The 25,984-nt window shown below is 65.3% G+C and carries 26 protein-coding genes, 1 tRNA gene and 1 pseudogene; 16 read left to right on the top strand and 12 right to left on the bottom strand.

The annotated features are described in order from the left end of the window. Nucleotides 1–1,668 (bottom strand): arginine--tRNA ligase, encoded by a 1,668-nt coding sequence (locus C3E77_RS04190; RefSeq protein WP_108390476.1) that lies wholly within the window; start codon nt 1,666–1,668, stop codon nt 1–3. Nucleotides 1,669–1,786: 118 nt separating this feature from the next. Here C3E77_RS04190 and C3E77_RS04180 point away from each other — a divergent pair, with 118 nt between their 5' ends. From C3E77_RS04180 to C3E77_RS04170, 3 genes are all read left to right on the top strand, one after another. Next, nucleotides 1,787–2,425, top strand: coding sequence for an iron ABC transporter ATP-binding protein (locus C3E77_RS04180; RefSeq protein ID WP_162924907.1), 639 nt, complete (start codon nt 1,787–1,789; stop codon nt 2,423–2,425). Between the two features lie 73 nt (nt 2,426–2,498). Further along, nucleotides 2,499–2,571, top strand: a tRNA-Arg gene (locus tag C3E77_RS04175). Between the two features lie 86 nt (nt 2,572–2,657). After that, the gene (locus tag C3E77_RS04170; RefSeq protein ID WP_108390473.1) at nt 2,658–4,070 is read left to right on the top strand and encodes an amidase; all 1,413 of its coding nucleotides are present in this window, start codon (nt 2,658–2,660) and stop codon (nt 4,068–4,070) included. Between the two features lie 14 nt (nt 4,071–4,084). Here C3E77_RS04170 and C3E77_RS04165 read toward each other — a convergent pair whose 3' ends face one another. From C3E77_RS04165 to C3E77_RS04155, 3 genes are all read right to left on the bottom strand, one after another. Then, the gene (locus tag C3E77_RS04165) at nt 4,085–4,414 is read right to left on the bottom strand and encodes a hypothetical protein (RefSeq protein WP_146188089.1); all 330 of its coding nucleotides are present in this window, start codon (nt 4,412–4,414) and stop codon (nt 4,085–4,087) included. 337 nt (nt 4,415–4,751) lie between these two features. Then, the gene (locus tag C3E77_RS04160) at nt 4,752–5,339 is read right to left on the bottom strand and encodes an HAAS signaling domain-containing protein (RefSeq protein ID WP_108390471.1); all 588 of its coding nucleotides are present in this window, start codon (nt 5,337–5,339) and stop codon (nt 4,752–4,754) included. Further along, on the bottom strand, nt 5,332–5,670 hold the full coding sequence (locus tag C3E77_RS04155) for a PadR family transcriptional regulator (protein ID WP_108393046.1): 339 nt from the start codon (nt 5,668–5,670) through the stop codon (nt 5,332–5,334). Before C3E77_RS04155 ends, C3E77_RS04160 begins: the two co-directional genes overlap by 8 nt. Nucleotides 5,671–5,902: 232 nt before the next feature. Here C3E77_RS04155 and C3E77_RS04150 point away from each other — a divergent pair, with 232 nt between their 5' ends. Genes C3E77_RS04150 through C3E77_RS04140 form a run of 3 tightly spaced genes read left to right on the top strand, consistent with a single transcriptional unit; the run spans nt 5,903 to nt 10,006 of the window. Then, the gene (locus C3E77_RS04150) at nt 5,903–7,225 is read left to right on the top strand and encodes an MFS transporter (RefSeq protein WP_108393044.1); all 1,323 of its coding nucleotides are present in this window, start codon (nt 5,903–5,905) and stop codon (nt 7,223–7,225) included. Further along, nucleotides 7,222–9,015 (top strand): glycoside hydrolase family 2 protein, encoded by a 1,794-nt coding sequence (locus C3E77_RS04145; RefSeq protein ID WP_108390470.1) that lies wholly within the window; start codon nt 7,222–7,224, stop codon nt 9,013–9,015. Before C3E77_RS04150 ends, C3E77_RS04145 begins: the two co-directional genes overlap by 4 nt. Beyond that, nucleotides 9,002–10,006 carry a DUF2804 domain-containing protein gene (locus tag C3E77_RS04140; protein ID WP_108390469.1) on the top strand — a complete coding sequence of 335 codons (1,005 nt, stop codon included), beginning with the start codon at nt 9,002–9,004 and terminating at the stop codon, nt 10,004–10,006. Before C3E77_RS04145 ends, C3E77_RS04140 begins: the two co-directional genes overlap by 14 nt. 6 nt (nt 10,007–10,012) lie before the next feature. Here the strand turns inward: C3E77_RS04140 and C3E77_RS04135 are convergent, their stop codons facing one another. The 5 genes from C3E77_RS04135 to C3E77_RS04115 form a co-directional block, all read right to left on the bottom strand. After that, nucleotides 10,013–10,855, bottom strand: a complete 843-nt coding sequence (locus C3E77_RS04135) for a DUF3097 domain-containing protein (protein WP_108390468.1) — start codon at nt 10,853–10,855, stop codon at nt 10,013–10,015. A gap of 69 nt (nt 10,856–10,924) precedes the next feature. Continuing rightward, complete coding sequence (locus tag C3E77_RS04130) at nt 10,925–12,010, bottom strand: HAAS signaling domain-containing protein (protein ID WP_108390467.1); 1,086 nt, start codon at nt 12,008–12,010, stop codon at nt 10,925–10,927. Beyond that, nucleotides 12,007–12,366: a PadR family transcriptional regulator gene (locus tag C3E77_RS04125; protein WP_108390466.1), complete on the bottom strand. Its 360-nt coding sequence runs from the start codon at nt 12,364–12,366 to the stop codon at nt 12,007–12,009. The genes C3E77_RS04130 and C3E77_RS04125 overlap by 4 nt, the downstream gene beginning before the upstream one ends. Before the next feature lie 82 nt (nt 12,367–12,448). Then, nucleotides 12,449–13,006 carry an RNA polymerase sigma factor gene (locus C3E77_RS04120; RefSeq protein WP_234031288.1) on the bottom strand — a complete coding sequence of 186 codons (558 nt, stop codon included), beginning with the start codon at nt 13,004–13,006 and terminating at the stop codon, nt 12,449–12,451. After that, nucleotides 13,003–13,602 carry a hypothetical protein gene (locus C3E77_RS04115; protein ID WP_162924906.1) on the bottom strand — a complete coding sequence of 200 codons (600 nt, stop codon included), beginning with the start codon at nt 13,600–13,602 and terminating at the stop codon, nt 13,003–13,005. The genes C3E77_RS04120 and C3E77_RS04115 overlap by 4 nt, the downstream gene beginning before the upstream one ends. 122 nt (nt 13,603–13,724) lie before the next feature. Between C3E77_RS04115 and C3E77_RS04110 the strand changes: the two genes are divergently transcribed. Beyond that, nucleotides 13,725–14,018, top strand: coding sequence for a hypothetical protein (locus C3E77_RS04110; protein ID WP_108390464.1), 294 nt, complete (start codon nt 13,725–13,727; stop codon nt 14,016–14,018). A gap of 59 nt (nt 14,019–14,077) precedes the next feature. On the opposite strand, the gene C3E77_RS04105 is transcribed toward C3E77_RS04110, so the two are convergent. Next, a complete protein-coding gene (locus tag C3E77_RS04105; protein ID WP_234031287.1) occupies nt 14,078–14,554 on the bottom strand; it encodes a DUF1990 family protein in 477 nt (158 codons plus the stop codon). A gap of 192 nt (nt 14,555–14,746) precedes the next feature. Here C3E77_RS04105 and C3E77_RS04100 point away from each other — a divergent pair, with 192 nt between their 5' ends. From C3E77_RS04100 to C3E77_RS04080, 5 genes are all read left to right on the top strand, one after another. Beyond that, complete coding sequence (locus C3E77_RS04100; RefSeq protein WP_108390463.1) at nt 14,747–15,331, top strand: AAA family ATPase; 585 nt, start codon at nt 14,747–14,749, stop codon at nt 15,329–15,331. Nucleotides 15,332–15,408: 77 nt separating this feature from the next. Continuing rightward, nucleotides 15,409–15,984 (top strand): hypothetical protein, encoded by a 576-nt coding sequence (locus tag C3E77_RS04095; RefSeq protein ID WP_162924905.1) that lies wholly within the window; start codon nt 15,409–15,411, stop codon nt 15,982–15,984. A gap of 79 nt (nt 15,985–16,063) precedes the next feature. Continuing rightward, nucleotides 16,064–16,855, top strand: coding sequence for an alpha/beta fold hydrolase (locus C3E77_RS04090; protein ID WP_108390461.1), 792 nt, complete (start codon nt 16,064–16,066; stop codon nt 16,853–16,855). 151 nt (nt 16,856–17,006) lie between these two features. Next, entirely contained in the window at nt 17,007–19,100 is a 2,094-nt protein-coding gene (locus tag C3E77_RS04085) for a TPM domain-containing protein (protein WP_108390460.1), read from the top strand. A 40-nt stretch (nt 19,101–19,140) separates the two neighbouring features. Further along, nucleotides 19,141–19,923: a PspA/IM30 family protein gene (locus C3E77_RS04080; RefSeq protein ID WP_108390459.1), complete on the top strand. Its 783-nt coding sequence runs from the start codon at nt 19,141–19,143 to the stop codon at nt 19,921–19,923. A 286-nt stretch (nt 19,924–20,209) separates the two neighbouring features. On the opposite strand, the gene C3E77_RS04075 is transcribed toward C3E77_RS04080, so the two are convergent. Then, nucleotides 20,210–20,956: a gamma-glutamyl-gamma-aminobutyrate hydrolase family protein gene (locus C3E77_RS04075; protein WP_234031286.1), complete on the bottom strand. Its 747-nt coding sequence runs from the start codon at nt 20,954–20,956 to the stop codon at nt 20,210–20,212. 160 nt (nt 20,957–21,116) lie between these two features. Between C3E77_RS04075 and C3E77_RS04070 the strand changes: the two genes are divergently transcribed. From C3E77_RS04070 to C3E77_RS04055, 4 genes and pseudogenes are all read left to right on the top strand, one after another. After that, nucleotides 21,117–21,932: an arginase family protein gene (locus C3E77_RS04070; protein ID WP_108390458.1), complete on the top strand. Its 816-nt coding sequence runs from the start codon at nt 21,117–21,119 to the stop codon at nt 21,930–21,932. 38 nt (nt 21,933–21,970) lie between these two features. Further along, complete coding sequence (locus C3E77_RS04065) at nt 21,971–23,398, top strand: dihydrolipoyl dehydrogenase family protein (RefSeq protein ID WP_108390457.1); 1,428 nt, start codon at nt 21,971–21,973, stop codon at nt 23,396–23,398. Then, nucleotides 23,395–23,754, top strand: a pseudogene (locus C3E77_RS04060) (Fe-S oxidoreductase); the annotation flags it as partial. The gene C3E77_RS04065 and the pseudogene C3E77_RS04060, both read left to right, overlap by 4 nt. Nucleotides 23,755–23,978: 224 nt before the next feature. Continuing rightward, a complete protein-coding gene (locus C3E77_RS04055) occupies nt 23,979–25,010 on the top strand; it encodes an LLM class flavin-dependent oxidoreductase (RefSeq protein WP_108390456.1) in 1,032 nt (343 codons plus the stop codon). Nucleotides 25,011–25,083: 73 nt separating this feature from the next. On the opposite strand, the gene C3E77_RS04050 is transcribed toward C3E77_RS04055, so the two are convergent. After that, nucleotides 25,084–25,914: an aldo/keto reductase gene (locus C3E77_RS04050; RefSeq protein WP_108390455.1), complete on the bottom strand. Its 831-nt coding sequence runs from the start codon at nt 25,912–25,914 to the stop codon at nt 25,084–25,086. Nucleotides 25,915–25,984 lie beyond the last annotated feature (70 nt).

Genomic DNA, 25,984 nt, shown 5'->3' with positions numbered 1-25,984 from the left:
CTACATCCTGTCTGGAGCCGTGACGCCGAGGAGGTCGAGACCATTGCGGATGACCTGGCCTGTGGCGTCATTGAGCCACAGCCTCGAGCGGTGCACGTCGCCGATCGGTTCGTCTCCGAGCGGAATCACCCGGCAATTGTCGTACCAACGGTGGTACAGACCCGCAACCTCTTCAATGTAGCGGGCAATGCGGTGCGGTTCGCGAAGTTCAGCAGCCTGAGCGACAATTCGCGGGAATTCCTGCAGGGCGCCGAGCAGTGCCGACTCGGTCTCATGCGCCAGAAGTTCGGGGGCAAATGCCGACCGGTCGACACCGGCTGCCTCGGCGTTGCGGGCAACGGAGCGCGTGCGTGCGTGGGCGTACTGCACATAAAAGACCGGGTTGTCGTTGCTGCGCTTTTTCAATTGCTCCGGGTCGAGAGTGAGAGGCGAGTCGGCCGGGTACCGCGCAAGCGAGTAGCGCAACGCGTCTGTACCGATCCAGGCCTGCAGGTCGTCGAGCTCGATGATGTTGCCCGCTCGCTTGGAGAGCTTGGCGCCATTGACGCTCACCAGCTGCCCGATCAGGATTTCGATGTCGGTGTCGGGGTTGTCGCCCGCAGCACCGGCAAGCGCCTTGAGCCGGTGCACGTAACCGTGGTGGTCTGCACCGAGCAGGTAGATCTTGTGCTCGAAACCGCGATCGGACTTCGAGAGGTAGTACGCGGCATCCGCTGCGAAATAGGTGTAGATGCTGTTGCCACGACGAATGACACGATCCTTGTCGTCGCCGAAGTCGGTGGTGCGTACCCAGACGGCGTCGTCCTCGTCGAATACGTGACCCTGTGCGCGCAACCGCTCGACGGCGTCATCGATCGGGCTCGTGCCGGTTTCGGGGTTCTTCGCGTGCAGGGTGCGCTCCGAGAACCAGACGTCGAAGTGCACGTTGAAGCTCGCGAGTGACTTCTCGATTTCAGCGAGCTGAAGTTTGTACGCCAGTTCCCGCGCGGCGGCAAGCGCCTCGTCGTCGGGCAGTTCCGCAAGGTCCGGCTTGAGCTCAAGCACCTGGCGGCCAAGCTCGGCGATGTATGCGCCGGGGTATCCACCCTCTGGAGTGGGCTTGCCCTGGATGGCGGCGAGCACAGATGCACCGAAGGTGTCCATCTGGCTGCCTGCGTCGTTGATGTAGTACTCGCTCGCGACGTTGGCACCGGATGCCTTGAGCACGCGTGCAATCGAATCGCCGAGCGCGGCCCAACGGGTGTGACCGATGTGGAGTGGGCCGGTTGGGTTCGCCGAGACGAACTCCAGGTTGATCGCCCTGCCAGCCTGCGACTCGTTGCGGCCGTATGCGTCAGCCTCGTCGACAATCTTCTTCGCGAGCGCTCCCGCTGCTGCAGCATCGAGGCGCACGTTGATGAAGCCGGGTCCAGCGACCTCGGCGGTCGCGACACCGGGGACATCGGCGAGTGAGGCTGCGAGCTGCGCGGCGAACTCCCTGGGGTTTGTGCCGAGGCGCTTCGCCAGCTTCATCGCCACATTCGATGCCCAGTCGCCGTGGTCGCGGTTCTTCGGGCGTTCAAGAACGACGTCTTCGCGCCTGATCTCTGCGCTCGATCCCTCGCGGTGACTTTCGGCGAGAGGAAGGATGAGGTCGAACAGGGCAGCGGAGAGATCGTCAGGGGTCACGGACTCAATTCTACGGCAGCGCCCGCGCCTCACCCTTCGGGCCCGACCCACCACCGGGCCTGATCACTGGAGCATGCAGGGCTTGGTATCTTTTGTACATCCTCAGAGAGAGACGTACATGGCCACCTCGCTTCAGTTCCCCCGCTCTTCCCGTTCCCTCGCGCTGATCGTCGCCGTTTCCGTCGGCGCTGTCGTGCTGACGGGATGCACCCCGGGCGCTGAGTCCACCAGCTCCGCGACTGCGACACCCAAACCGACATCCAGCGAGACAAGCGAGCCGACCTCGACACCGAGCGAGACCACCCCGGCGAGCGACGCACCGGTCGTGAGCCAGCCCATCGATGCGTCGTGCGGAGATCTCGTCAGCGCCGACGACATCTACAACTACAACCCGAACTTCACGCTCGTTGAAGACGCCGCCCCGAACCCCGACACAAAGCCGGGGCAGATCGCGGGCATGAACGGGCTTACCTGCCAGTGGGTCCACAACACGAGCAAGGACACTGTCGACATCGCGGTGGCCAAGCTCAGCGATGATGAGCTCACCGCTCTGAAAAACCTCGCCATCACCGAGAGCACGCCGGTCCCCACCTACGGTGCGCCGCCGATCGAGGGTTACTTCACGGTCATCGACTCCCAGGGAGAAGCTCAGATCTTCACCGGGTCATACTGGATCGCGGCACGGTCGACAACCTTCTTCGAACCGGGCGACGTCGAGGAGCTTGCCGAAGCGGTGATGCAGAATCTTCCCGCCTAGCTCCGCGGCGATCGAAACGACCGTCCAGCGCGGGCAATCAACGCGCTGAAATTCTGGTAGTTTTGAGTTGTACGCCTTCGTAGCTCAGGGGATAGAGCGTCGGTTTCCGGTACCGCAGGTCGGGGGTTCGAATCCCTCCGAGGGCACATTGAGAAAGACCCGGTCAGCTTGAATTTCAGGCCGACCGGGTCTTTTGTTTTATGAGCGTTATCCACGAGTCAAGGGAGTCCGTGTGCAGCTGCGAGAGTACTCAGCGCTCGACGCTACGGGCCTTCGCGACCTGATCGCGGCCGGCGAGGTGACCGGTGCCGAGGTTGAATCTGTCGCGCGCGAGGCAATCGCGGCAGTGAATCCCGACCTCAATGCACTGACTCAGGATCTCTTTGACCCCGCACTCGACGCCGACGCGGCCGGGATTCTCGCCGGCGTGCCCTTCGTCATCAAGGACAGCGGTCCGTTCGCGCGGAATATCTCGTTCACACTCGGCAGCCGGAGCATCAACCGTGCATTTGCCGAGGTCGACCACGAACTCATGGCGCGGTTTCGGCGGGCGGGACTCGTTGCGCTCGGCCAGACGACGGCGCCGGAGCTGGGTCTCACATTCGCCACAGAGTCGCGCCGTTATGGGATCACGCGTAACCCGTGGGCTCTCGATCGAGGCGTCGGCGGGTCGAGCGGCGGAAGCGCTGCGCTCGTCGCGGCCGGTGCCGTTCCGCTCGCGCACGGCAACGACGGTGGTGGGTCGATCCGCATTCCGGCGTCGAGTTGTGGGCTGGTCGGACTCAAGCCGACGCGGGGCAGAACGCCGTCGGGTCCGCTGGCCGGCGAGGCGGGGTTCGGCCTGATCACTGAATTCGCGCTCACCCGCACCGTGCGCGACACCGCCCTTCTCCTCGATGCGGTGAGCGCACCGACCGCCGGCGAGAAGTACACGTCGCTCGCCCCACGGCATCCGTTCGTCGACAGCACGCAACAGGACCCGGGACGCCTGCGAGTCGCATTGCAGTCGACTGCGTGGTCGGATGCCACGGTCGACGAGCCCGTGCGGCTCGCGACCGTGCGCGCGGCCGAGACCCTCGAGTGGATCGGGCACGCCGTCTCAGAGGCAATGCCTGCTCTCGATGCCGACGACCTGATCGAGGGCGAAATGCTCGCCGTTTATTCAACCGGCGCCGCGATGCTGAGGGCACCGAGACGGCCGGATCCCGCGCTGCTCGAGGGAGTCTCGCGACGCGTGCTCGAGGAGACTGCTCGGGCGAGCGCACTCGACATCATGGCGTCGATCGACGCCCAGCACCGGGTGACCCGCTCAGTCGCCGAGTTCTTCGAGAGGTTCGACCTGCTCGTCACACCGACCATCGGGCAACTGCCAGCGCCGCACGGAACCCTCGACTATGACAACGACAGGTACTCCGCCCGCGAGTGGCTCGCCAGAATTTCGGAGTACGGCCCGTTCACCGCGGCGTTCAACATCTCAGGCAACCCGGCGATCAGCCTGCCGCTCGGTGAGAGCAGGGAGTCACTGCCGATCGGCGTTCAGATCGTGGCCGCGCACGGCCGCGAAGACCTGCTTCTCTCCGTTGCGGCTCAGCTTGAGCAGGCGATGCCGTGGCGCGAGCGGGTGCCGCCGATCTTCGCGGACTGAGTGAGGCGAACCGATCAGCGTTCGGCTGTGGCAAACCCCGTCGAGGACGTGTCGTCGAGGATCTGGTAGTTGACCCGGGCTCCGCGGTCGGCGTCCAGCTGCCAGGTCCGCTGCCAGGGCTTGTCGGCGGGCCCGTAGTTCATCACGATTCGGTCGTAAGCCTTGCCCTGAACGCGTCGTCCAACGACGTAGCCGGGGGCTCCCGGGCTGCTGGTGGACAGCGTTGCGATGTACTCGTCATCGTTCAGCGTCGGCGGCGTGACGTGCTGCTGCGAGACATGCTCGGCTGAGATGTTTCCCAGGAGTAGCGTCGCTTCGGTCATCTGGGGGTAAGAGCGTGACATGGGTTCTCCTGTTATTCGGGTGTGAGCTTCTGTGTGCCGCTTCCGCGACACGACGGACGAGCGCCTGGCCTCTGCCTTCTGGCTGTGAGCGTCTGGCTGTGTTGCCAGGCACGTGCCGCAGCACATTCGGGTGTGCGTGCGGCCGTCTCCGGTCCGACGTTGCTCGGCGCATGGCGCCGATGACCCACCGATTCGGGCGGCGAATCAACTGGCTGCACCCGGGTGGAAATCTCTCAATCTGCGCACCCGGCGCAGCATTGAGCGGTCGTTCGGTATCTTCCAGAGTACACGGTTGTTTTGACTAACTCAAAACAACGGCGGCGGGTTGTTATCGCTGTCAGGCGAAAACGCGCCCCCTGGCGCGCCAGAGCAGCCAGATACCGACGACGATCGTCGACGGCACGCCGATCAGGAAAACGTGCCAGCCGGACAGCATCCCGATCGGCACCTCGCCGTTGGGCTGGCCGAGGGCCGAACCGATCGCGGCAACGATCCCCGCGAGAATCGCCGCGCCAGGAATCGCCAGCGTCGCCACCCACTTTTCCCACCGGCGCCATGCCGACGACATCCACATCATGACCATGCCGACGATCCAGCCGGCGATCGGCACGATGAACCCGCCGATTCCGACGAGCAACGCAGCGGTGATGGCGAAGCCACGTGACGCGCTCAGGCTGCTCGCCGGTGCCTCAAGGACGACTGCCCGCGCGGGAACCGTGCCCATGGCATCCCGTGCCTCGGCCGCAATGAAGACAGGATCCCCGAGTTCCTCGATGCGTTCGGATGCCGTTGCGGCGTCAAGCCCGGCCAGCTCCTCTTCCACCCCTGAGCGGATGTCGCGAGCGAGTTCGGCGGGGATCCCCTCGAGTGCCGAATCCAGCTGGGCGAGGTAACTGCGAACGACCTGCGGGGTCTGGTCAGTCATGGACGGGGTTCCCTTCGATGAGATGTTGCACCGTGTGCTGGAACGGCGCCCACTGCTGCCGGAACGCGTCGAGTCGCTCGACTCCAGCCGCGGTCAGCCGGTAGTACTTGCGCACAGGGCCTGCGTCGGAGGCCTCATCGAACGAGGTCACGAAGCCCTTCTCCCGCAGGCGACCGAGCACGGGATAGAGGGTGCCGATACTCGCGATCATGCCCGCCGCGGTCAGCGTCTCTGACAGCTGCCAGCCGTACATCGGCTCGCGCGACAGCAGGCCGAGGACGCAATACTCGACCACGCCCTTGCGCAGTTGTGCGCCGACATCCGCTGTCATGCTCACAAGCTAGCTTGCATGGCACGCTAGTGCAACAAATTTCGCTCGACGGCTCGCCGCTTGTGCAGCAACGGATGGACAGGAGATCGCGCGGTGATCAGGACGAGATCGCCACGAGCCTCCTGATAATTGCCCGGTCTCCTGTTTCGCGGCCGCTCGCACGGTTGCGGCCACCCGCCGATATGATCAGCGGAGGCCGTTCAGGCCGGTTTCCCCGATGATGAGGACCACGATGACAACGACGCCCGTCACCGGCACACCCGGGTCCTCCCAGCGCACTGCGCCAGCTCTCAGTGGCCGGGTCTGGACCTCGATCGTGCTCGTCGGGCTCGTCGGGCAGCTCGCGTGGACCATCGAGAACATGTACCTCAACGTGTTCGTCTACGACACGATCACCGACAATCCAGCGGTGCTTGCGCTCATGGTTGCGGCGAGCGCCGTCAGCGCGACGATCGCCACCATGCTCCTCGGCGCGGCCTCTGACAGGGTCCGCCGACGCCGCGAGTTCATCGCGATCGGGTACGTGCTGTGGGGCCTCACGACAGCGACCTTCGGTTTTCTCAGCGTTGACGGCATCCGCGAGCTGGCCGCTGTTGGCGATGCCGTCGTCCTCACCGTTCTCGCGGTCATTCTCCTCGACTGCCTGATGAGTGTGCTCGGGGCCGGCGCCAACGACGCGGCGTTCAACGCCTGGGTGACCGAGTCGACGGTGCCAGCCAACCGGGGACGCGTGGATTCGGTACTTGCGATCCTCCCGCTCCTGGCGATGCTCATCGTGTTCGGTGCGCTCGACGGACTGACCCAGGCCGGCGCCTGGCGCGAGTTCTTCCTGCTGATCGGTGGTGCGACCAGCCTCGTCGGCGTCGTCGCGTGGTTCCTCGTCCGTGACCCGGTGACCGTCACCCCTCTACCCGGCGGCTACTTCTCCGCCGTGGTCGCCGGCCTCAGACCGAGTGCCGTTCGGCAGAACCCGACGCTGTACGTCACGCTCGTGTGCCTCGCCATCGTCGGTACGAGCACGCAGGTCTTCCTCCCGTACCTCATCATCTACATCCAGCGAACCCTGCAGATCGACGGCTATGCGATTGTTCTCGGAACCGTGCTGGTGACGGCATCAGTTCTGAGCGTTCTCGGTGGCAGGCTCATCGACCGATTCGGCAAGGTTCGATCGATCACCCCGGCGGTCGCCATACTCGCCGCAGGCCTGATTCTCATGTTCTTCGCGCGGGACATGGTGCCGGTGATCCTCGCCGGCATCGTGATGATGACCGGGTTCATGCTCTCGATCGCGACACTCTCGGCGACGGTACGAGACCACACGCCGACCGATCGCGTCGGGAGCGTGCAGGGACTTCGGATGATCGCGGCCGTGCTCATCCCCATGGTCGCCGGTCCGTTTATCGGCGCAGCGGTGATCGTGGGCGCCGCGGAAACGTACGTCGATCTCGGCGTCGAGAAGCAGGTCCCAACGGCATGGATCTTCCTCGCCGCAGCGGCAGTGCTTGTGGTCGCTATCCTCCCCATCCGTGCCCTGATAAGGAGAACGGCAGCATGAACCTGACAACCACAGAGGGCGACGCGCTCGACGAGAACGCGATCCTCCCGGAGTACCCGCGACCGCAGCTGGTGCGTGACAGCTACCTCAACCTCAACGGCCGGTGGCAATACGCGATCCGGGCGAGAGTCAACGACGAGACCGAACCGACCGAGTGGGACGGACCGATCCTCGTGCCTTTCTCCCCCGAGTCAGCGCTCTCGGGTGTCAACCGCCAGCTCACCCCAGACCAGACGCTCTGGTACCGGCGCGAGCTCGACCTGCCAGCCGGTTTCAACGTCGGCCGCCTCCTCCTGCATTTCGGCGCCGTCGACTCGGAGTGCGAGGTGTTTCTCGACGGTGAATCCGTCGGTTCGCACGTCGGCGGGTACCTCCCGTTCTCGATCGATGTCACGGATGCCATCGGCAGCGGTCGCGCGACGCTCACCGTTGCCGTTCACGATGCGTCGGACACCGTGCCGGCGTCACACGGCAAACAAAAGCTCGACCGCGGCGGCATCTGGTACACCGCCCAGTCCGGCATCTGGCAGACGGTATGGCTCGAATCAGTGCCGGACGCTCACATCGAGCGTCTCCAGCTCACGCCGCAGCTCGAGGCGGGCGCCGTCGAGGTCACCGTGATCTCTGAGGCCGACGCGCAGGCCACTGTCGTCGTCACCGCCGGCGGGCAGACGGTGGCCGAGGCGACGGTGCAGGCCAACTCCCCCACCCGGATTCCTCTCGGTGACGTGCGCCCGTGGAGCCCCGAAGACCCGTTCCTCTATGACATCCGCGTCACTCTCGGCACCGACGAGGTCACGAGCTACGTCGGCATGCGTTCCTTCGGCACCGGCACGGACGCCGACGGCGTGCCGCGCCTCCTGCTCAACGGAAAGCCCTACTTCCACGCCGGAGTACTCGACCAGGGCTACTGGCCCGACGGCCTCTACACCGCGCCGTCCGACGACGCACTGATCGCCGACATCCGCACCATGAAGGACCTCGGCTTCACCATGCTGCGCAAGCACATCAAGATCGAGCCACTGCGTTGGTACGCGCACTGCGACCGGATCGGCATTCTGGTCTGGCAGGACATGGTCAACGGTGGCGCGCCCTATCGCCCAGCCGTGATCACCCTGCCCGCCGCAACTCCCGTGCGGTTCAGAGACGACCGTTACGACCTGTTCGGGCGAGCGGATGCGGCGGGTCGCGCCGAGTTCCGCCGCGAACTTCACGAGACCATCGAGCTGCTGTCGAACGTCGTGAGCATTGCGATGTGGGTGCCGTTCAACGAGGGTTGGGGCCAGTTCGACGCGCAAGAGATTGCCGACGAGGTCCGAGCACTCGACCCGACGCGCACCATCGATCACGCGAGCGGCTGGCACGACCAGGGGGCTGGTGACGTGAAGAGCCTGCACGTGTACATCCGGCCGTTCCGGATGCGCCGCTCGTGGCGAGAGGACGGCCGCGTTGTCGTGCTCTCGGAGTACGGCGGCTACAGCTATCGCGAGCCGGGACACGCGTTCAGCGACAAGGAATTCGGCTACCGGCGCTATCGCTCGCACGCCGAACTCGACGCGGCGTTCGAGCGGCTGCACGACGCTGAGGTGATCCCGGCCGTAGGGTTGGGACTCGCCGCGACCGTCTACACACAGCTCTCCGACGTCGAAGACGAGCTCAACGGCATCCTGACCTACGACCGCCGGATCGTGAAGCTGACCCCGGATGTCGTCCGGCGCGTCAACGCGCGGCTTACCGCGGGAAACACCCAAACACCCCGAGAGGACCCACCCGCCGATGCGCGAGAGTGAAATCACCGAATCCGTCGCGCTCACCGGGCCGGACGGGCGGCTGAACCCCGCCGCCGTCGGCTTCACACGGACACCCCTGCACACCACGGACGGCATCGGCAGGTTCGGCCGCGGCTGGGGAAGGAACAAGCGCTGGGAGTACTGGGCGGTCACGACGCCGACCCACATTGTCTCGGTCACTGTCTCGAGCCTCGATTACGCCTCGGTCCACGACCTGTGGCTCTTCGATCGCGAGTCGCAGGAGGTCATCCACACCGGCGTGATCCGACCGCTCAGCGGGAGTGTCACCCTGCCCGGCACCCTCGGCGACGGCCCGGCGCGGGTGCGCACGCGCCCGCTGCAGGTCGAGATCACCGAGGAAGAGGGCGGTACCCGGCTGCGAGCGGACACCTCGCTCGTGCACCTCGACGTTCTCGCCGCGAGGCCTGACGGCCACGAAGCGCTCGGCGTTGTGGTGCCGTGGTCGAAGACGCGGTTCCAGTACACGGTGAAAGACGTCGCCCGACCCGCATCCGGCACGATCCGGATCGACGGCGCTGCAATCGACATCCCCCGAGGGGCATCCTGGGCGACCCTCGACCACGGCAGAGGCCGTTGGCCGTACTCGATGCACTGGAACTGGGCTGCGGGCTCCGGGGTCTGGGACGGTCGGGTGATCGGGGTGCAGCTCGGCTCCAAGTGGACCGACGGCACCGGGTTGACCGAGAACGCCCTGTTCGTTGACGGACGGATGAGCAAGATCAGCGAGGAGCTGACCTGGGACTACGACACTGAGAACTGGCTCGCGCCGTGGCATATCTTCGGCGACTCTGGCGACATCACGTTCACGCCGTTCTACGACAAAGTGTCGGCCACCGATCTCAAGGTCTTCTCGTCGTTCGGGCACCAGTGTTTCGGGACGTTCAACGGCTGGCTGCTCGATGACACCGGCAACCGCGTCTCGTTCTCGGGCATCACGGGGTGGGCAGAGGATGTCCGCAACCGCTGGTGACCCGGGTTACGGGGCAGGTGCCGTCACGAAGTCGATGAGCTCTTCGACGCGCCCGAGGAACGCCGGCTCGAGGTCTGAGTAGTTGCGCACCCGCCCGAGAATGGCCTGCCACGCCCGGGCGATATCCGCCTGGCTCTCGTTCGGCAGGCCGAGGGCGGCACAAATACCCTTCTTCCACTCGATCGACCGCGGAATGTTCGGCCATTCCTTGAGTCCGACGCGCGCCGGCTTGACGGCCTGCCAGACATCGATGTACGGGTGACCGACGACGAGAACGTTGCCTCCGTGCTTGCCGCGCATGACGGCATCCGCGATTCGACTCTCTTTGGATCCACGAACGAGGTGGTCGACGAGTACCCCGACCTTGCGGTCGGGGGTTGGCGCGAAGTCGGTGATGATGGCCGCGAGGTCGTCGATGCCGCCGAGGTACTCGACGACGACGCCCTCGACGCGGAGGTCGTCGCCCCATACCTTCTCGACGAGTTCGGCGTCGTGCCTGCCCTCCACGTAGATGCGGGACGGAAGTGCGACGCGGGCCCGTGAATCCTCGACGGCGAACGAGCCCGAAGCCGTGCGTGTCGGCCCGGCGGCCTTCTTCTTCGGCACGGTGAGGATGATCGGTTTGCCCTCGAGCAGGAAGCCGGGGCCGAGCGGGAAGACGCGACGTTTGCCGTGGCGGTCTTCGAGCTGGACTGTTTTGCCCTCGATGCCGGTGACGGCACCGCACCAGCCGGTCATCATTTCTTCGACGACGAGGTCGGTTACCGCTTCGTGCTCCTGCGGCGGCGGGGTCTTGCTCTTTCGCCAATCGGTGGCGAGGACATCGCTTCCGTACGGGTCATAACTCACGTCGTCAACGGTAGTCGCGGCCGCCGACGGCGAGCGGATGCCACGCTGCGGTTCGGTGCTTCGCGGGCGTCACTCAGCATCGACGACAGGCTCTTCTACGGGCGCGGGCGGCTCGTCGACGGGCGGGAGTGGCTCGTCGACGGGCGGGAGTGGCTCGTCGACGGGCGGGATTGGCTCGTCGAGTGCGGAGGCAGCACACGTCCCATCGGTGTCAGACAGCGGCTGCGCCAGGGGGAAGGGCGGCGGAACCGACGTCATCGTCGACAAGTCAGGTTGATCGCTCGTCGGTTCGTCCACCTGGTTGAGCGGGAAGACATTCCACCCTGAGCCGCCCGTCACCTTCGGGTTCGGCACGAGCGCGATCGGTTCGTCGCCATCGACGTAGTCGTAGGTCCACGTCGTCTCGGGGGCTGTGACGGTCAGTGGGTCTCCATCCCGCGTGAAGAGCTGGACATCGGCGAGCGGATTGCCGGCGCAATCGAACGCGAAGATGTTCGTGACCTCGCCGCCGTCGAGAACCAGGCCGCTGGGAATCTCTTCCTGCACATATTCGGTCGTCGTCGAGTGGGTCGGAACCAATGTCCACACCGCCGTGAGAAGCGGCAACAGAGCGATGGCAGCGACGACGCTCGCAATGGTCTTCGTCAGGACCAGCCAGCGCTGGCTCAGCCACCGGCCGCGACCCCATTGAACGCTGAGTACGACGATCGCACCAAAGCAGAGCATCCCAATCAGGCTGGAGGGCAGAAGCGGCGTGGCCAGGCCGATGGGCACGGCGATCAGGTGATAGAGAATCCACCCGCGGATTACCCACCAGACCGGTCTCAGCGAGATGAAGAAGTCCACGGCCTGCGCTCCAGTGGGATGGGACCGAACGCTGTCAAGGAGCGAGTTCACTTCACGCCTGAGCTGCTGACCGAGGGGCTCGCGTCGCGGATGCGACCGAGCGGGCAGCCCGGACGACAAGCGCAGTTCCTCCGCATAGCTGGCAGGGTCACCGAAATTGTCACCGGCATCCCGAGCACGTTCCATCAGGTCGGCTTCCAAACCATCGGTCAGATCGTCCACCTCATCTGGCGGCAGGTCATCGAGATGCGCGCGGACAGCTGTTGCGAAATCGCGGACGGCGGCGTGGGCGATCGCAGATTCGTTCATCGTTTCTCTCCGTTTGAGGATGCAGCTGCGGCCGGGGCGGTTTTGTTGATCAGCTGAGTGAGCGTCCCGGAGAACTCATTCCAGCTGGCACGCTGCTCCCGGAGCATTTCGATGCCCTGCGGATTGATGCCGTAGTACTTGCGGTGTGGCCCGCCCTCGGATGGCACCACATATGTCGTCAGCGCGCCGGCCACATAGAGCCGACGCAGGGTGCCGTAGACCGACGCTTCACCGACGTCACCGAGTCCAGCGGCGCGAAGACGGCGGACAATGTCGTACCCGTAGCCGTCCTCGTCCTCAATCACCGCAAGGACGGCGGCGTCGAGCACCCCCTTGAGCAATTGCGTCGTATCCATCGCACCCCCTGTTCCATGCACAGTACCACGCAATACGGAGTACCGTGCATATCAGCGGAGATCGGTGCGCCCCGATGAGTCGTTACTCCCGCTCGGCGGCCACGACCTCGATCGACACAGGCCGGGCGGCGGTCCCTTCATCCCCGGTGCCGAGCATCACACGAAGTCTTTTCCTGGCACGTTCATACCGGCCGCGAGCAGTCGATTCCGATGTGGAAAGAATTTGAGCAGCCTCCCGGATTGAAAAGCCTTCCCAGTGCACGAGCTGAATGAGTTCTCTCTGGTTGCGCGGCAGCGAGAGGATCGCTTCCCTGACGTCAGAATGCTGGTCGGGTACGTCGACATACGAGAGCCGGATGGTCGCACGGAGCACGTCGGCGAGAGCAACGCGCCTCCCGGCACCGCGATGATGGTTGGCGAGCACACGTCGTGCGACACCGAACATCCACATCCGGGCTTCCTCATCGTCGGCAGGAATGTCGCCGCTCCGCCGATGCGCGACGATGAACGTCTCGCTGAGAAGATCGGCCGCGTCTTCGACCGGCGTAACGCGACGCGCCAGGTAGTTGAGGAGAGGGCCGGAAAGACTGACGTAGAGACCCGCGATTCGCTGGTTGTCGATATCGCGCTCGGATGTCACTCGGTCACCTCGTCGCAGCGACCCGCGGACTCGAGGACGACCCCTGATGTGAGGTAACCGGCCCGCTCGAAGGCCTCCGACACCTTGTTCGATGTCAACATTGCGAGTATCGCTGGAGGCGAGATACCCGTCTGCTCCCGCAACTCGCGTTGCGCCGGAGGCAGGCTGTTGAGGTAGGAGTCGAGATCGTCCAGGTCGACACTGATCGACGACCAGTCCTCCTCCTGGAGGTATAGTCGCGCCTCCTCCACCCGCCGGTCCAGTTCCGCGTTGTCGGAGACGCCCTCCCGAGCGACCCGGACGACCACGACGCACTCGGTGGGCTCGCCTCCATCCGTAACCGGGAATTCACGACTGATCACAACGTCCGGCTCCCATGGCGCCCACCAGATGAGCGGCGGGATGGCGCCAGCAGAAACCGCGAGAGCGACCAACCCCATAACCGGCCAGCGCCAGATTCGCGGGCGCCGATGACGGGAAATCTGTTCGCTCGCGGCGCGCTCCGCGACCCGGCGGGCGCTTTCCGCGACCCCGGGAAGATCGGTTACGTTTCCCGGCCTGCTTTGGTCCAGCAGCCGATCCATTGGATCTGTCATGTGCGCCCTCACTCGAGATTGACTATTAACTGCTTCATGTCCGGGAACGGGTGTTTCTCCACATCCCGCGGAAAAAGATCTCAGGTCCTCGACGCGTGGCACCGACATGCTAGCGTCCGGGTGTGGCGAACGAAGGCGTTGATGAACGGGCGACGGCCACCGAGTACTCGGTGCTCGCAATCGTCGCGGCTGCGCTGGGGATCGCATCCGCTTTCCTGACCGGGACTCCCCTGCTGGCGACTGCGCTTGCCATAGGTGCGATTGCGGTTGCCCTGTATTCGCGCCGTCAGCTCAAGACAAACCCGGCGATGCGCGGCTTCGCGATCTCGCTCATCGGATTTCTCACCGGTATCTGGGTGGTGGCGACGACAGCCGTCCCGTATCTGTTCTCCGCGGCACTCGTCATGTCGTCGTAGGTGCCAGTTCGGTCGATCGGCAGGTCAGATCGACACAGAACTGACCGGACGCAGAATGGTCAGCGAAGAGCTCGTAAGTAACGCCTTCGCGCGACTCGCTGCGCGACCTTAAGCACCGGGTAGAGCGCCCGCCACGGTTGTTGCGAAGCGGCCCGCGTGAGTGAGCGCACGGTGAGGTGAACCTCGTCTCCGATACGGTGCACGACAAATGCCTCCTCGCCGTCGACCGGATGCCCCGGCAACGTTCGATAGGAAAACCCGACTCGGTCCGGTTCCTCGATCACCGAAACGACCTCAACCGGCTCAACAACGGTCAGCCCGAGAACCCGCGCTACGACGTCCACCCGATCGCCCTGGGACACCGGACGCGATGCGTCGACAGTAAATCCGCTCGCGCTCTTCACCTTCCATCGGAGCACATCTGCAGTAACCCGGTCCCACACGGCATCGCCACGCCCGATCAGTGCCGATACTTCCGAGCGGCTGAATCGCGCGTCGCTCGACGGCCACGTGCGAAAGTCAGGGCTGGTCATCATCGGGCGGTCTCTTTTCTCGCGCACTCAGAATGGAACCAGGCCAGGACTCCGGCTTCCGAGATGTGTGCCGCGGCGATGTCGTCGCGCGCCGCATCAGCAACGCGCACTGAGCCGTCAGCCACGCCAACCTCCCCTGTCCGCCGTCGCTCGCAATCCTAGGGCTCCACAAAATCCCTCCCGTATCCTCATCGTGTGCTCATCTGGATCAACGGAACGTTCGGCGTCGGTAAGACCCAGACCGCGCACGAGCTGAGGCGAAAACTTCCCGGCAGCGTGATCGCCGATCCGGAGCTGCTCGGATTCGGCATCCAGCGAATGTACCCGCCAGACCTTCGTGGTGATTTTCAGGAGACCCCGTGGTGGGAGCCAACCGTCGCAGCAATCCTCATCGACCTCAGCAGAAAACACCCCGGTGACGTAATCGTTCCGATGACTCTTCATCGCCCAGAACGGCACAGGCGCATCACTGACGCACTCAATGCCGCCGGGATCGAAACGCGACACGTCACATTGCTCGCCAGCCAAGCGACCATCCGAGCCAGGCTCCGTACCCGCATGGAGGGAGCGAACACGTGGGCCCTCACGCAATACCCCGAAGCAGACGCTGCCCTCCGCGGTCCGCTCTTTTCTCCTCACATTGTGACCGACGAGCTCGCTCTCCCTGAGGTGGTCGAACGGGTCGGCTCTCTTATCGGTCGTGACTTTCGCTACTCAGCGCGGGAGCGGCTTCTGCTTCCCCTCCGGCAGGCGCTCGTGACAGTGCGGCACATACGCTGACGACGTTCGTAGCGGACGGTCATCAGCAGCCGTGTCGTCGAGTGCCTGGTAGAAGCGGGCGGCGATAGTCTGCTGGGGTGACACTTCCATCGACCCGGCCCATTGGACCGTCCGCTGCGACGACGGTCGATTTCTGGCGGTTGGCGGCAATTACCCTGTCTGCCCAGCTCCTGGCTGTCCGGAACCAACGCGCACTTTTCGTTGCCGTGGTGATCGGGGCGGTCGCCCTCGCCGTGAGTTTGGCCTCTCTCGCGCTTTTACTCGACGCGGCCTGGGCCCTGGTGATCGGGGCGGTATACATCGCAGTCCTCACCATCTCGATCGTCGGTGCCGTTCTCCTGTACGCGGCGTGGCGACTGCTGGACCCCAAACGTTTAGTATTTCTGTCCTCAACCCGAGGCGCGTCTCTGGATGTGCGATTCAAACGGAGCGTGATGTCCTTCGACAATCACGGGCGACTTCCAGGTGACTCATCAGCGGCCGCGTTGCGAGCGCAGGTTGCGAACTGGGCTGGCACTCTTCCTCATCACGTTGATGTGAGAGCGCAGAATTCGCGGGTCGCCGACCTTTATGCGAAGCAGTTCCCGGAGCTGACACCAGAGGCCCCTGACGCGTTCGGCCGTGTCCAAATGAGCGGCCAGCACATCCGCTGATCTCTTTTTGCAATGCTGGCTCCGCTGGCGTCCGGATTCCCGTTCCCCTCACCGAGGCGCGTCACTACGATCTCGGAGTATGGAAACCCGAACACGCGGAGTCCTCATCTCATACGCCGAGCACGGAGACGGCATCCCCCTGGTCGCCCTCCATGGTGCCGGTGTCGATCACCGAGACATCGAAGCGGCACTTGAGGCCGTCGTCCCCATGACTGGCTACCGTCGGATTTATCCCGATCTGCCGGGAATGGGTCGCTCGACGGCCGAGGGCCTCACGAGCAATAGTGACGTGGTTGCCTTGCTCGTCGACTTCATCGACCAGATCTCTGACGGACCTGTTCTGCTCGCAGGACACTCCTACGGCGCGTACCTGGCACGCGGAGTCGCGGCGGCACGTCCAGAGCGCGTGCGCGGCCTGGCGCTGCTGTGCCCGTTCGGTGACGGAGCCCAAAACCTGCCCGAGCATCGAGCGGTGCAGCAGGACGCCGACGCATATGAAGACCTCGAACCCGAGCATCGGGACGGATTCGACGGCTACTTCGTCGTTCGGACGCGAGCCACAGCTCGCCGGTATCGGGACCACGTCGCGCCCGGCACCGCGCTCGTCGACGACACGGCTCTCGAGCGCATCTTTGCCCGATGGAATATCGAGGACGGAACGGAACCATTTCACGCCCCGACCCTCATCGTCGCGGGACGACAGGACGCGACAGCGGGCTACCTGCACGCGACAGACCTGATGGAAAGGTACCCGCAGGCCACCCTGGCTGTCATCGACGGCGTCGGCCACGCCCTGATGCACGAGAGCCCACATCTTCTCGGAGCGCTCCTCGACGACTGGCTGAACCGCGCCTCGCATCGCGGCGACTGAGGCATCCGTGCCACAAAGGACGACCACGTCAACGAGCGCCCACCTACCACAACCTCGCCGAGGTTACCCAGGGGTCCTCCTTCTCTGGACTCCCTCAGTGACCGAACAATAGACTCGCACCGTACCTCCAACCCCAACCGAAGGTGAGCCGATGCGGGCACGCTCGATCTGGGGCGCTGTGACACTCGCGGTCGCCGTCGTCCTTGGAACCCCAGCTCTTGCCTCTGCAGCTGAGCCCGTCATCCTCGGTGATTCACGGGTCGTCGATGACTCCGGGGTTCTCGATTCAAGCGGAACCGAGTCGATCGAGAACGCTATCGACACACTGCGCTCCGAAACCGGCGCCGACCTCTGGGTCGTCTACGTCGATACGTTCGAAGACCCGAGCGACGCCGCCGACTGGGCCAACGACACAGCAGAGAACAACGGACTCGGCCCGAACCAGTACATCCTCGCGGTCGCCACCGAGGCGCGTGTCTACTATCTCTCCGGCGACTCCGGCGGACCGGTCACCGACGAACAACTGGGCGAGATCGAGCAGCGCCTCGTCCTTCCCGAACTCTCCGACGGCAACTGGGCAGGAGCGGGCGTTGCCGCCGCCCAGGGGCTCACCAACGCGATCAACGGCGACGCAGTGACGGATGCCGTTGGCACCGACGGTGGCGGCGGCCTGCCCGGCGGCACCGTCTGGATCATCCTCCTCGTCATTGCAGCGATCGCTGTCGTCCTGGTCATCGTCCTGATGCGGCGCCGCAAGAAGACCCCGGCCGTCGATCCGCGCGCTGGCGAGCCAGCCGAACTCGCGGCGATCTCCACCGAGGATCTCGATCGCCAGGCCGGCAGCGCCCTGATCGAGACCGACGACGCAGTGCGCACGAGCGAGCAGGAGCTCGGCTTCGCCATCGCCCAGTACGGCGAAGAGTCGGCGGCGAAGTTCCGTGAGGCCATCGCGACGGCAAAGACCACCCTCTCGCAGGCCTTCACGATCAAGCAGCGCCTCGACGACGCCGAACCCGACACCGAACAGCAGGTCCGCGCCTGGAACGCCGAAATCATCCGCCTCTGCGCGAGCGCCAACGACGCCCTCGACCGCGAGGCGGCGGCATTCGACGAACTGAGGCAGATCGAAAAGACCGCACCGGATGCCGTCAAGCGGCTTCGCTCCGAACTCGAGCGTGTCTCCCAGCGCAGGCCCGCTGCGGAAGCAACGCTTTCCACACTCTCGGGCCGCTACAGCCCCGCCGCACTCTCCGCGGTCGCCGACAACGTGGAGGAGGCCGACGAGAGGCTTCGGTTCGCGGCGACAGCCCTCGACGCCGCGGATCAGGACCTGACGGAAGGCGACCTCTCAACCGCAGCCGTCGGCATCCGCGCTGCCGAAGAATCGATCGAGCAGGCGGGAATCCTCCTCGACGCCATCGACCACGCAGCGGCCGATCTGGCGAAGGCGGAGGAATCGATCCGCGCCCTGGTCACCGAGCTCGAGAACGACCTGCAGCTTGCCCGCTCCCAGCCCGACCCGGAAGGTTCGCTCGCGAACGTCATCGGGGCGACAGAGGGAATCCTCGCCGAGCTCGGTGCCGATCGTTCGGCGGGCCCATACTCACCTCAGGAGCTCGTTCAGCGACTCGAAGCAGCGGACTCAACCATCGACAGCGTGCTCAACCAGGTCCGTGATGCCGAAGGCCAGCGCCGGCGCTCGCAGTCGATGCTCCTGCACTCCCTGACGAGTGCGCAGGATCAGGTCGCGGCAGCCCAGGAATACATCACGACCCGTCGCGGCGCGGTCGGTGCCGAGGCCCGAACACGCCTCGCGGAGGCGGAACGCAACCTCGGCCTCGCCATGCAGTCGCGGGAATCCGACAGCGAATCGGCCCTCATCTACGCGCAGCGAGCCAACGAACTCGCTCGGCAGTCGATGCAGTACGCCCAGAACGACGTCAGCGGCTACGGCACAGGATTCGGTGACGTGATGGGCGGTGGCGGCAGGGGTTCGAGCGACGGTTCGATGGGTGCGATTCTCGGCGGCATCCTCATCGGCCAGGTGCTCGGCGGTGGCGGTGGCGGGATGTTCGGCGGCGGTGGCGGCGGGATGTTCGGCGGGGGCGGCGGAAGCTCGCGCGGCCGTTCCGGTGGCGGCGGCTTCGGCGGCGGGGGCTTTGGCGGCGGCCGGTCAAGCGGTCGCAGCGCGGGAAGTTTCGGCGGGAGCGGTTCACGCTCCCGACGAGGAGGCGGCCGGTTCTAACGGCTCGCTTCATGACATCAATCGATCGGAAGGAAGAACTATGACCAAGCAGTCAATCTTCGGGCGCATCGCCCAGCTGGCGAAAGCGAACATCAACGCTCTCATCGACCAGGCAGAAGACCCGCAGCTCATGCTCGACCAGATGGTGCGTGACTACACCAACAGCATCGCTGAGGCCGAGAGCGCCATCGCCGAGACGATCGGAAACCTGCGCCTCCTCGAGGAAGACCACGCCGAAGACGTGCGTGCGGCAAGCGACTGGGGCAACAAAGCACTCGCCGCGAGCCGCAAGGCAGACGAATACCGTGCGGCGGGCAACAGCGCAGACGCCGACAAGTTCGACAACCTCGCGAAGGTAGCCCTGCAGCGCCAGATCACCTCCGAGAACGAGGCGAAGATGGCCGAGCCGCAGATCGCGTCGCAGACGCAGGTCGTCGACCAGCTCAAGAACGGCCTCAATGGCATGAAGGGCAAGCTCGAGCAGCTCAAGTCGAAGCGCAGCGAGCTCATCGCCCGCTCGAAGACCGCCGAGGCCCAGAAGAAGGTCGCGGATGCCGTCAAGAGCATCGACATCATGGACCCGACCAGCGAGGTCAGCCGGTTCGAAGACAAGATCCGTCGCGAAGAAGCCAAGGTCCGTGGCCAGCAGGAGCTCGCGGCCTCGAGCCTCGACGCCCAGTTCGAGTCGCTCGAGGACATCGGCGAAATGACCGAGGTCGAGGCACGGCTCGCCGAGTTGAAGTCAGGCGGCTCCCCCGCGGTCTCAGCGAAGCCCAGTGCGCCGGCTGTGACACAGGGCGCTCCGTACACGCCGGGTGAGTAGCACCTCACCCGCCGCGTAGCTCGCGGGATTGACAGGTAATCGCACGGTTATCAGGCAGGTTCTCAACGACCGGTCCTGATAACCGTGCGATTCCCTGTTAACCGTGCGCTGCGGCATCCGTCGTCACCGCCAGAGAAGGACAAAGTGCCCGCAGAAGGATGACGGCGCGAGAATCATCCGTGTCTCGGCGCGTTTTCCTTCTGCCAGCGCGACGGTGAGGCGCGGTGAACGGATGCCCGCGGCTGGACGGTCGGGCGCGGTGAACGGATGCCGGTGACGCGGCAGGTCAGGAACGCTGCAGCTGAGCCCGGGTCTCGGCCGCGAGGCCGTCGAGCAGGACACGGAGCTGCCCTGTGGGCGCGAGGAGACCCTCGGGGTGCCACTGCACGCCGGTGATGGGCAGCGACTCGTGTTCGATGGCTTCGATGTGACCGTCGAGAGCCCAGCCCACAGCGATCAGCCCATCGCCGAGCCGGTCGGCGACCTGGTGGTGCGCGCTCTGCACGAGGATGTGCTCGCGACCGAAGCGCTCAGCGATCCTCGACCCGCGCTCGAGCCGGACCGGGTGCTCGACTAGGGCGTATTCGACGGGAAGATCGGTGACGCGGTGTCCCGGCGCTTCAACGTGCTGCAGCAGAGTGCCGCCGAGCGCGACGTTGATGATCTGGTGCCCGCGGCAGATGCCGAGCACCGGCGTGCGCGTCGCGGCGGCGCGACGAACAAGTTCGATCTGCGCGGCATCCGCAATTTCGAAGTGGTAGCTTTCGCCCTCGTAACCCCGTTCGCCGTCGTAGAACTGCGGATCGATGTCTTCGCCGCCCATGACGATGATGGCGTCTGCGGAGTCGGCCGCGTCGAGCAGCCCGCTTACTCCGAGATCGGCAGCAGACAACTGGGTGACATCCCAGCCCGTCTCGCGTGCCTCTTGGGCGGCCCGGTCGATCATGGTCCGAACGTATGCGTCATACGCGGGAGCGTTCTCGCGGCGAGTGGTGACCTCGACAACAACGAGGCGCGCAGCAGCGTCAGACACGGCGGCCTCCTTCGGGTTGTGATTCCATTGTGCCCTCTCCCGGGAGGAAATACCGTACGTCGACGAAACACCGCGCAACACACGGGGTAGTGCGCCGGGCAACACACCGGAAAGCGCACCGGTCTCGGCAAAACGGGATGCGCTACCCGATACTAAGAAAATGGCGACTTTCATGGTGGTGCCTTCGTGGCAAGGTTCCGGTTCTTCCCGAGCGATGCGACTCATCGACGGCGCCGACGCGATTCGCGGCGACCTGCCGTCCACGGCGACGGTTCGGGTCGAGGTCCCCGTTGAAGCCGGGGAATCACTCGACACCGGGGTGCACCGGCTCTCGTCGCTCCTCGCCGTCCGCGAGCACCAGCTTGCCGCTCTTCGCGAGGCGACCTCGCCGGTGATCACGATCGGCGGAGGGTGCGCTGTTGCCCTTGGCTCGGTCGAATACGCGGCCGCGGACGGCGATGTCTGCGTCCTGTGGATCGACGCCCACACCGACCTCAACGACGCCGTGTCGTCACCATCCGGTTCATTCGACGGCATGGTGCTGCGCTCGCTGCTCGGCGAAGGTATTCCCGAGCTGGCATCCACCGCTCCGCTCGATCCGTCACAGGTCGTCATTCTCGGTGCACGCTCGATGGACGATGCTGAGCAGGCCGTGATCGAGGAACGTTCGATCCGGATGTTGTCTGTCGACGACTGGACGCCGGAATCCGTGATCGAGGCGGTTTCGGCATCCGGAGCATCGAAGGTCTTTATTCACATCGACCTCGATGTGCTCGACCCCGCTGACATCGCGGGCACATCGTGGGCTGAACCGTTCGGCCTCCCTGCGGCACACCTCGTTGACCTCATCGGGGCCGTCCGAGGCTCGTTCGAACTCGCGGGTGCCACAATCTGCGGCTTCGCGCCGTCGAGTCCCGAACGAGCGGTCGATGACCTGCCCACGATCCTGCGAATCATTGGAGCACTCGCGCGCTGACATTCCGCAGCGTGGGTGGTGACCGGTAGCCTCGGGTCATGACTGAGAAGCAGTACGACCTCATCGTCCTCGGGGCAGGACCGGTGGGTGAGAACGTCGCTGATTACGCGACGAAAGCTGGCCTCACGTGCGTGATCGTCGAGCGCGAACTTGTCGGCGGCGATTGCTCGTTCTGGGCCTGTATCCCCTCGAAGGCGCTGCTGCGGCCGCCGTCGGCCCGTGACTCTGCGCTGCGGGTGGCCGGCTCGAAGCAGTCCGTCACCGGGCCGCTCGATGTCGCTGCGGTGCTCGCGCGACGCGACTCGTTCGTGAGCGACTGGGACGACACCGGTTCACTGCCCTGGCTCGAGAGCGCGGGGATCGACCTCGTCCGTGGGCACGGCCGGCTCACCGGAGTGCGCACCGTCGAAGTGACGACGGATGCCGGCGAGACAGTCCTTCTCGAGGCCAGGCAGGCCGTCGCCGTGTGCACCGGGTCCGAGGCGCTGATCCCCCACATTCCCGGCCTCGCCGAAGCGAAACCGTGGACGAGCCGCAACGCGACGGGCGTCAAGGAGGTGCCGGAGTCGCTCGCCATCATCGGCGGTGGAGTGGTTGCCGCCGAGATGGCGACCGCGTTCATCGCACTCGGGTCGACGGTGACCGTCATCGCCAGAAGTGGATTGTTGTCAGGACTCGAACCGTTCGCTGGCGAAGCGGTGATGACGCGGCTTCGCACCGACGGCGCCACTGTCCTCCACGGCGCACCCGTCGGAGTCAGCCGCGACGACGACGGCCGGGCGGTCATCGAGTTGGATTCCGGCGAAACCGTCACGGCCACCGAGGTTCTCGTCGCGACCGGCCGCACGCCGCGAACGACAGACATCGGGCTCGAGACCGTCGGGCTCACACCGGGCGACTGGATCGACGTCGACGATTCGCTCCGTGTCGACGGAGTGGACGGCGGCTGGCTGTACGCGGCGGGCGACGTCAACCACCGTGTGCTCCTCACCCACCAGGGCAAGTACCAGGGCCGGGCCGCCGGGAAGGCGATCGCCGCCCGCGTGACCAACCCTGAAACCGTCGCCGAACCGTGGGGTGACCTGGCGGCATCCGCTGACCACGAACGCGTGCCATCGGTGATTTTCAGCGAGCCGCAGGTGGCGACGGTTGGACTCACCGCTGCCGCGGCGGAGAAGGCCGGCTATCGCACGCGCGTCGTCGACTACGACCTCGGTGCTGTGTCGGGTTCGGGTCTCCACGCCGATGGATACGAGGGCCACGCGCGCATGGTGGTGGATGAGGACCGTGGCGTTGCGCTCGGGGTGACCTTTGTCGGACAGGATGTGGCGGAGCTGCTGCACGCAGCCACCATCGCGGTCGTCGGTGAGGTGCCGCTCACCCGGTTGTGGCACGCGGTGCCCGCGTTCCCGACGATGAGTGAGATCTGGCTTCGGCTGCTCGAGACCTACCGGACCGGAGAGTGACGGGCGTGGGTTCGAATTCGCTTGTGAGCCGTGTCGGCTATTGGTACGCGACGACCGTCGGCTTCGTCTGGGGCTCGATCTGGTCGACGGGAAAGATCACGCGCCGCAACGGGCTCTTCGTCTTCACCGGGATGCCGAAATGGACCTTTGGTCGAGGCGGATCGTGTGTCGGCGGGTGTTACCTCACCGACCGGAATGTGTCGGCAGATGTGCTCGAACACGAGGCGGTGCACAAGGAGCAGTGGCAGCGATACGGGATGATTTTCCCGATCCTGTACTTCTTCGCCGGGCGGGATCCGCTCAAGAACCGGTTCGAGATCGAGGCGGGGCTCGAGAAGGGCGGCTACATCCGGCGTCCTCGCCTTGGGCGCACCGCCGCCGGACGCGTGGCCGCGGGGAATCCCTCCGGTTCTCGTGCCGCCACCGGTCCCGCTGCGGGCCGTACCGCCCCCCACGAACACTGAGGTGCTGACGTGATCGTGGCTGAGTTCGTGCCCGTGGCTGAGTTCGTGCTCGTGTCCGTTGCGTCGCGGGCGATCGCGTCGCGGATGATCGTGCAACAGGAAGAGGGCTCGTGAGCATGCAGCTGGGCGTCTATACCTTCGGGGATATCGCGCTGAACCCCGAGTCCGGGCAGCTGGAGTCCGCCGAACAGCAGCTCAGAAATACGATCGAGCGCATCAGGCTGGCCGATGAGCTCGGCCTCGACTGGTTCGGGGTCGGTGAGCACCACCGCCCGGAGTACTCGATCACCTCGCCGGCGACAGTGCTCGCGGCGGCGGCTTCGGTGACGAAGAACATCAGGCTCTCGAGCGCGGTGACCGTGCTCTCCACGGAAGACCCGGTCCGGGTGTTCCAGCAATACTCGACGATCGATCTCCTCACGGGAGGCCGGGTAGAGATCGCGGCCGGTCGCGGGTCATTCATTGAGTCGTTTCCGCTGTTTGGCGCCAACCTCGCCAACTACGACGAACTCTACGAGGAGAAACTCGGGCTCCTGCTCGAGATCAACGGACATGAGCGGGTGACCTGGCACGGCAAATACCGGCCCGCGCTGAGCGATGCGCTCATCCTGCCCCGGCCTCATTCGGGCAAGCTCGACATCTGGATCGCCACCGGAGGAAACCCTGAGTCGTCGATGCGCGCCGGATATCTCGGGCTTCCGATCAACTACGCCATCATCGGTGGATCGCCCGAGCAGTTCGCGCCACGTGCCCGGCTGTATCGCGAGGCGGGAGCGGCGGCCGGCCACGCGGCATCCGACCTCAAAGTCGCCGTCTCAGGCCCGGGCTTTGTGGCGAAAACGAGCCAGGAAGCGAAGGACACGTTCTTCCCGTACTGGCACAGGTCGATGACGGCGATTGCGGCTGAGCGCGGTTTCATGGCGCCGAGCAGGCTGGGGTTCGACACCGAGACGGCCCGCCGGGGCGCGATTTTCGCGGGAAGCCCGAACGAGGTGGCCGACAAGATCATTGCGCTGCACGGTCATCTCGCGCACGATCGGCACGCACTGCAGATGGACTGGTCGGGTCTCCCCCACCCACAGGTGTTGCGGTCGATCGAGCTGCTCGCGACCGAGGTGCTCCCGCAGGTGCGCGCCGAGCTGGGCTAGCGCGCGCCGTTGCCGAGGGTGCCCGCGGGCTTGTTGACCGAGGTTGCCGCTGGTGCCGACGCTGGTCGCCGCGTCAGTCCAGATCGTCGGGGTCTCGACCGGTGCGCTCTCCTGACTCGAGGGTCGCGATATTCGCGAGGTCCTCGTCGTCGAGTTTGAACCCGAACAGGTCGATGTTGGCGGCTATCCGCTCGGGAGTTACCGACTTCGGGATCACCACGTTGCCGAGTTGTACGTGCCAGCGAAGCACAACCTGCGCTGCGGAGACGCCGTGCTTGTCGGCGACGGCGTCGAGGGTCGGGTTCCCGATCACGCGACCCCGCGCGAGCGGCGACCATGCCTCGGTGAGGATGCCGTGGGCCGCGTTGAATTCGCGCGTCGCCTGCTGCGGGAGCCACGGATGCAGTTCGATTTGGTTGACCGCTGGGACGACATCCGTTTCTGCGAAGAGCCGCTCCAGGTGGTGCGGGTGGAAGTTGCTGACGCCGATGGATCGAACCCGGCCGTCGGCCTGGAGGCGCTCGAGTGCGCGCCACGTGTCGACGTAGCGGTCCTGGCTCGGCGCGGGCCAGTGGATGAGGTAGAGGTCGAGGACGTCAAGGCCGAGCAGGCGCATGCTGGTGTCGAATGCCCGGAGGGTTTCGTCAAAGCCGTGGTCGGTGTTCCAGACCTTGGTGGTGACGAAAATCTCGTCGCGGGCGATTCCCGAGCGGCGAACACCCTCTCCCACCTCCGCTTCGTTGGCGTAGAGAGTGGCGGTATCGATGTGCCGGTAGCCGTTCCCGATGGCGGTCACGACGGCATCCGCTGTTCGTTCCCGAGGAACCTTGTACACTCCGAAGCCCACTTGGGGGATGCGGTGGCCGTCGTTGAGGGTGAGGGCGGGAACTACGCGGGGATCCATGGGTCCATTATGGTCGCGCCGGTGGCGGGAGGGACTATGGAGACCTGGTATATGTCGCCGGACCAGACCG

Origin of the sequence: Mycetocola zhujimingii (genome assembly GCF_003065425.1) — a bacterium.
In the GTDB taxonomy this organism is placed as follows: domain Bacteria; phylum Actinomycetota; class Actinomycetes; order Actinomycetales; family Microbacteriaceae; genus Mycetocola_A; species Mycetocola_A zhujimingii.
This window is presented reverse-complemented; position numbering and strand designations above follow the sequence as displayed.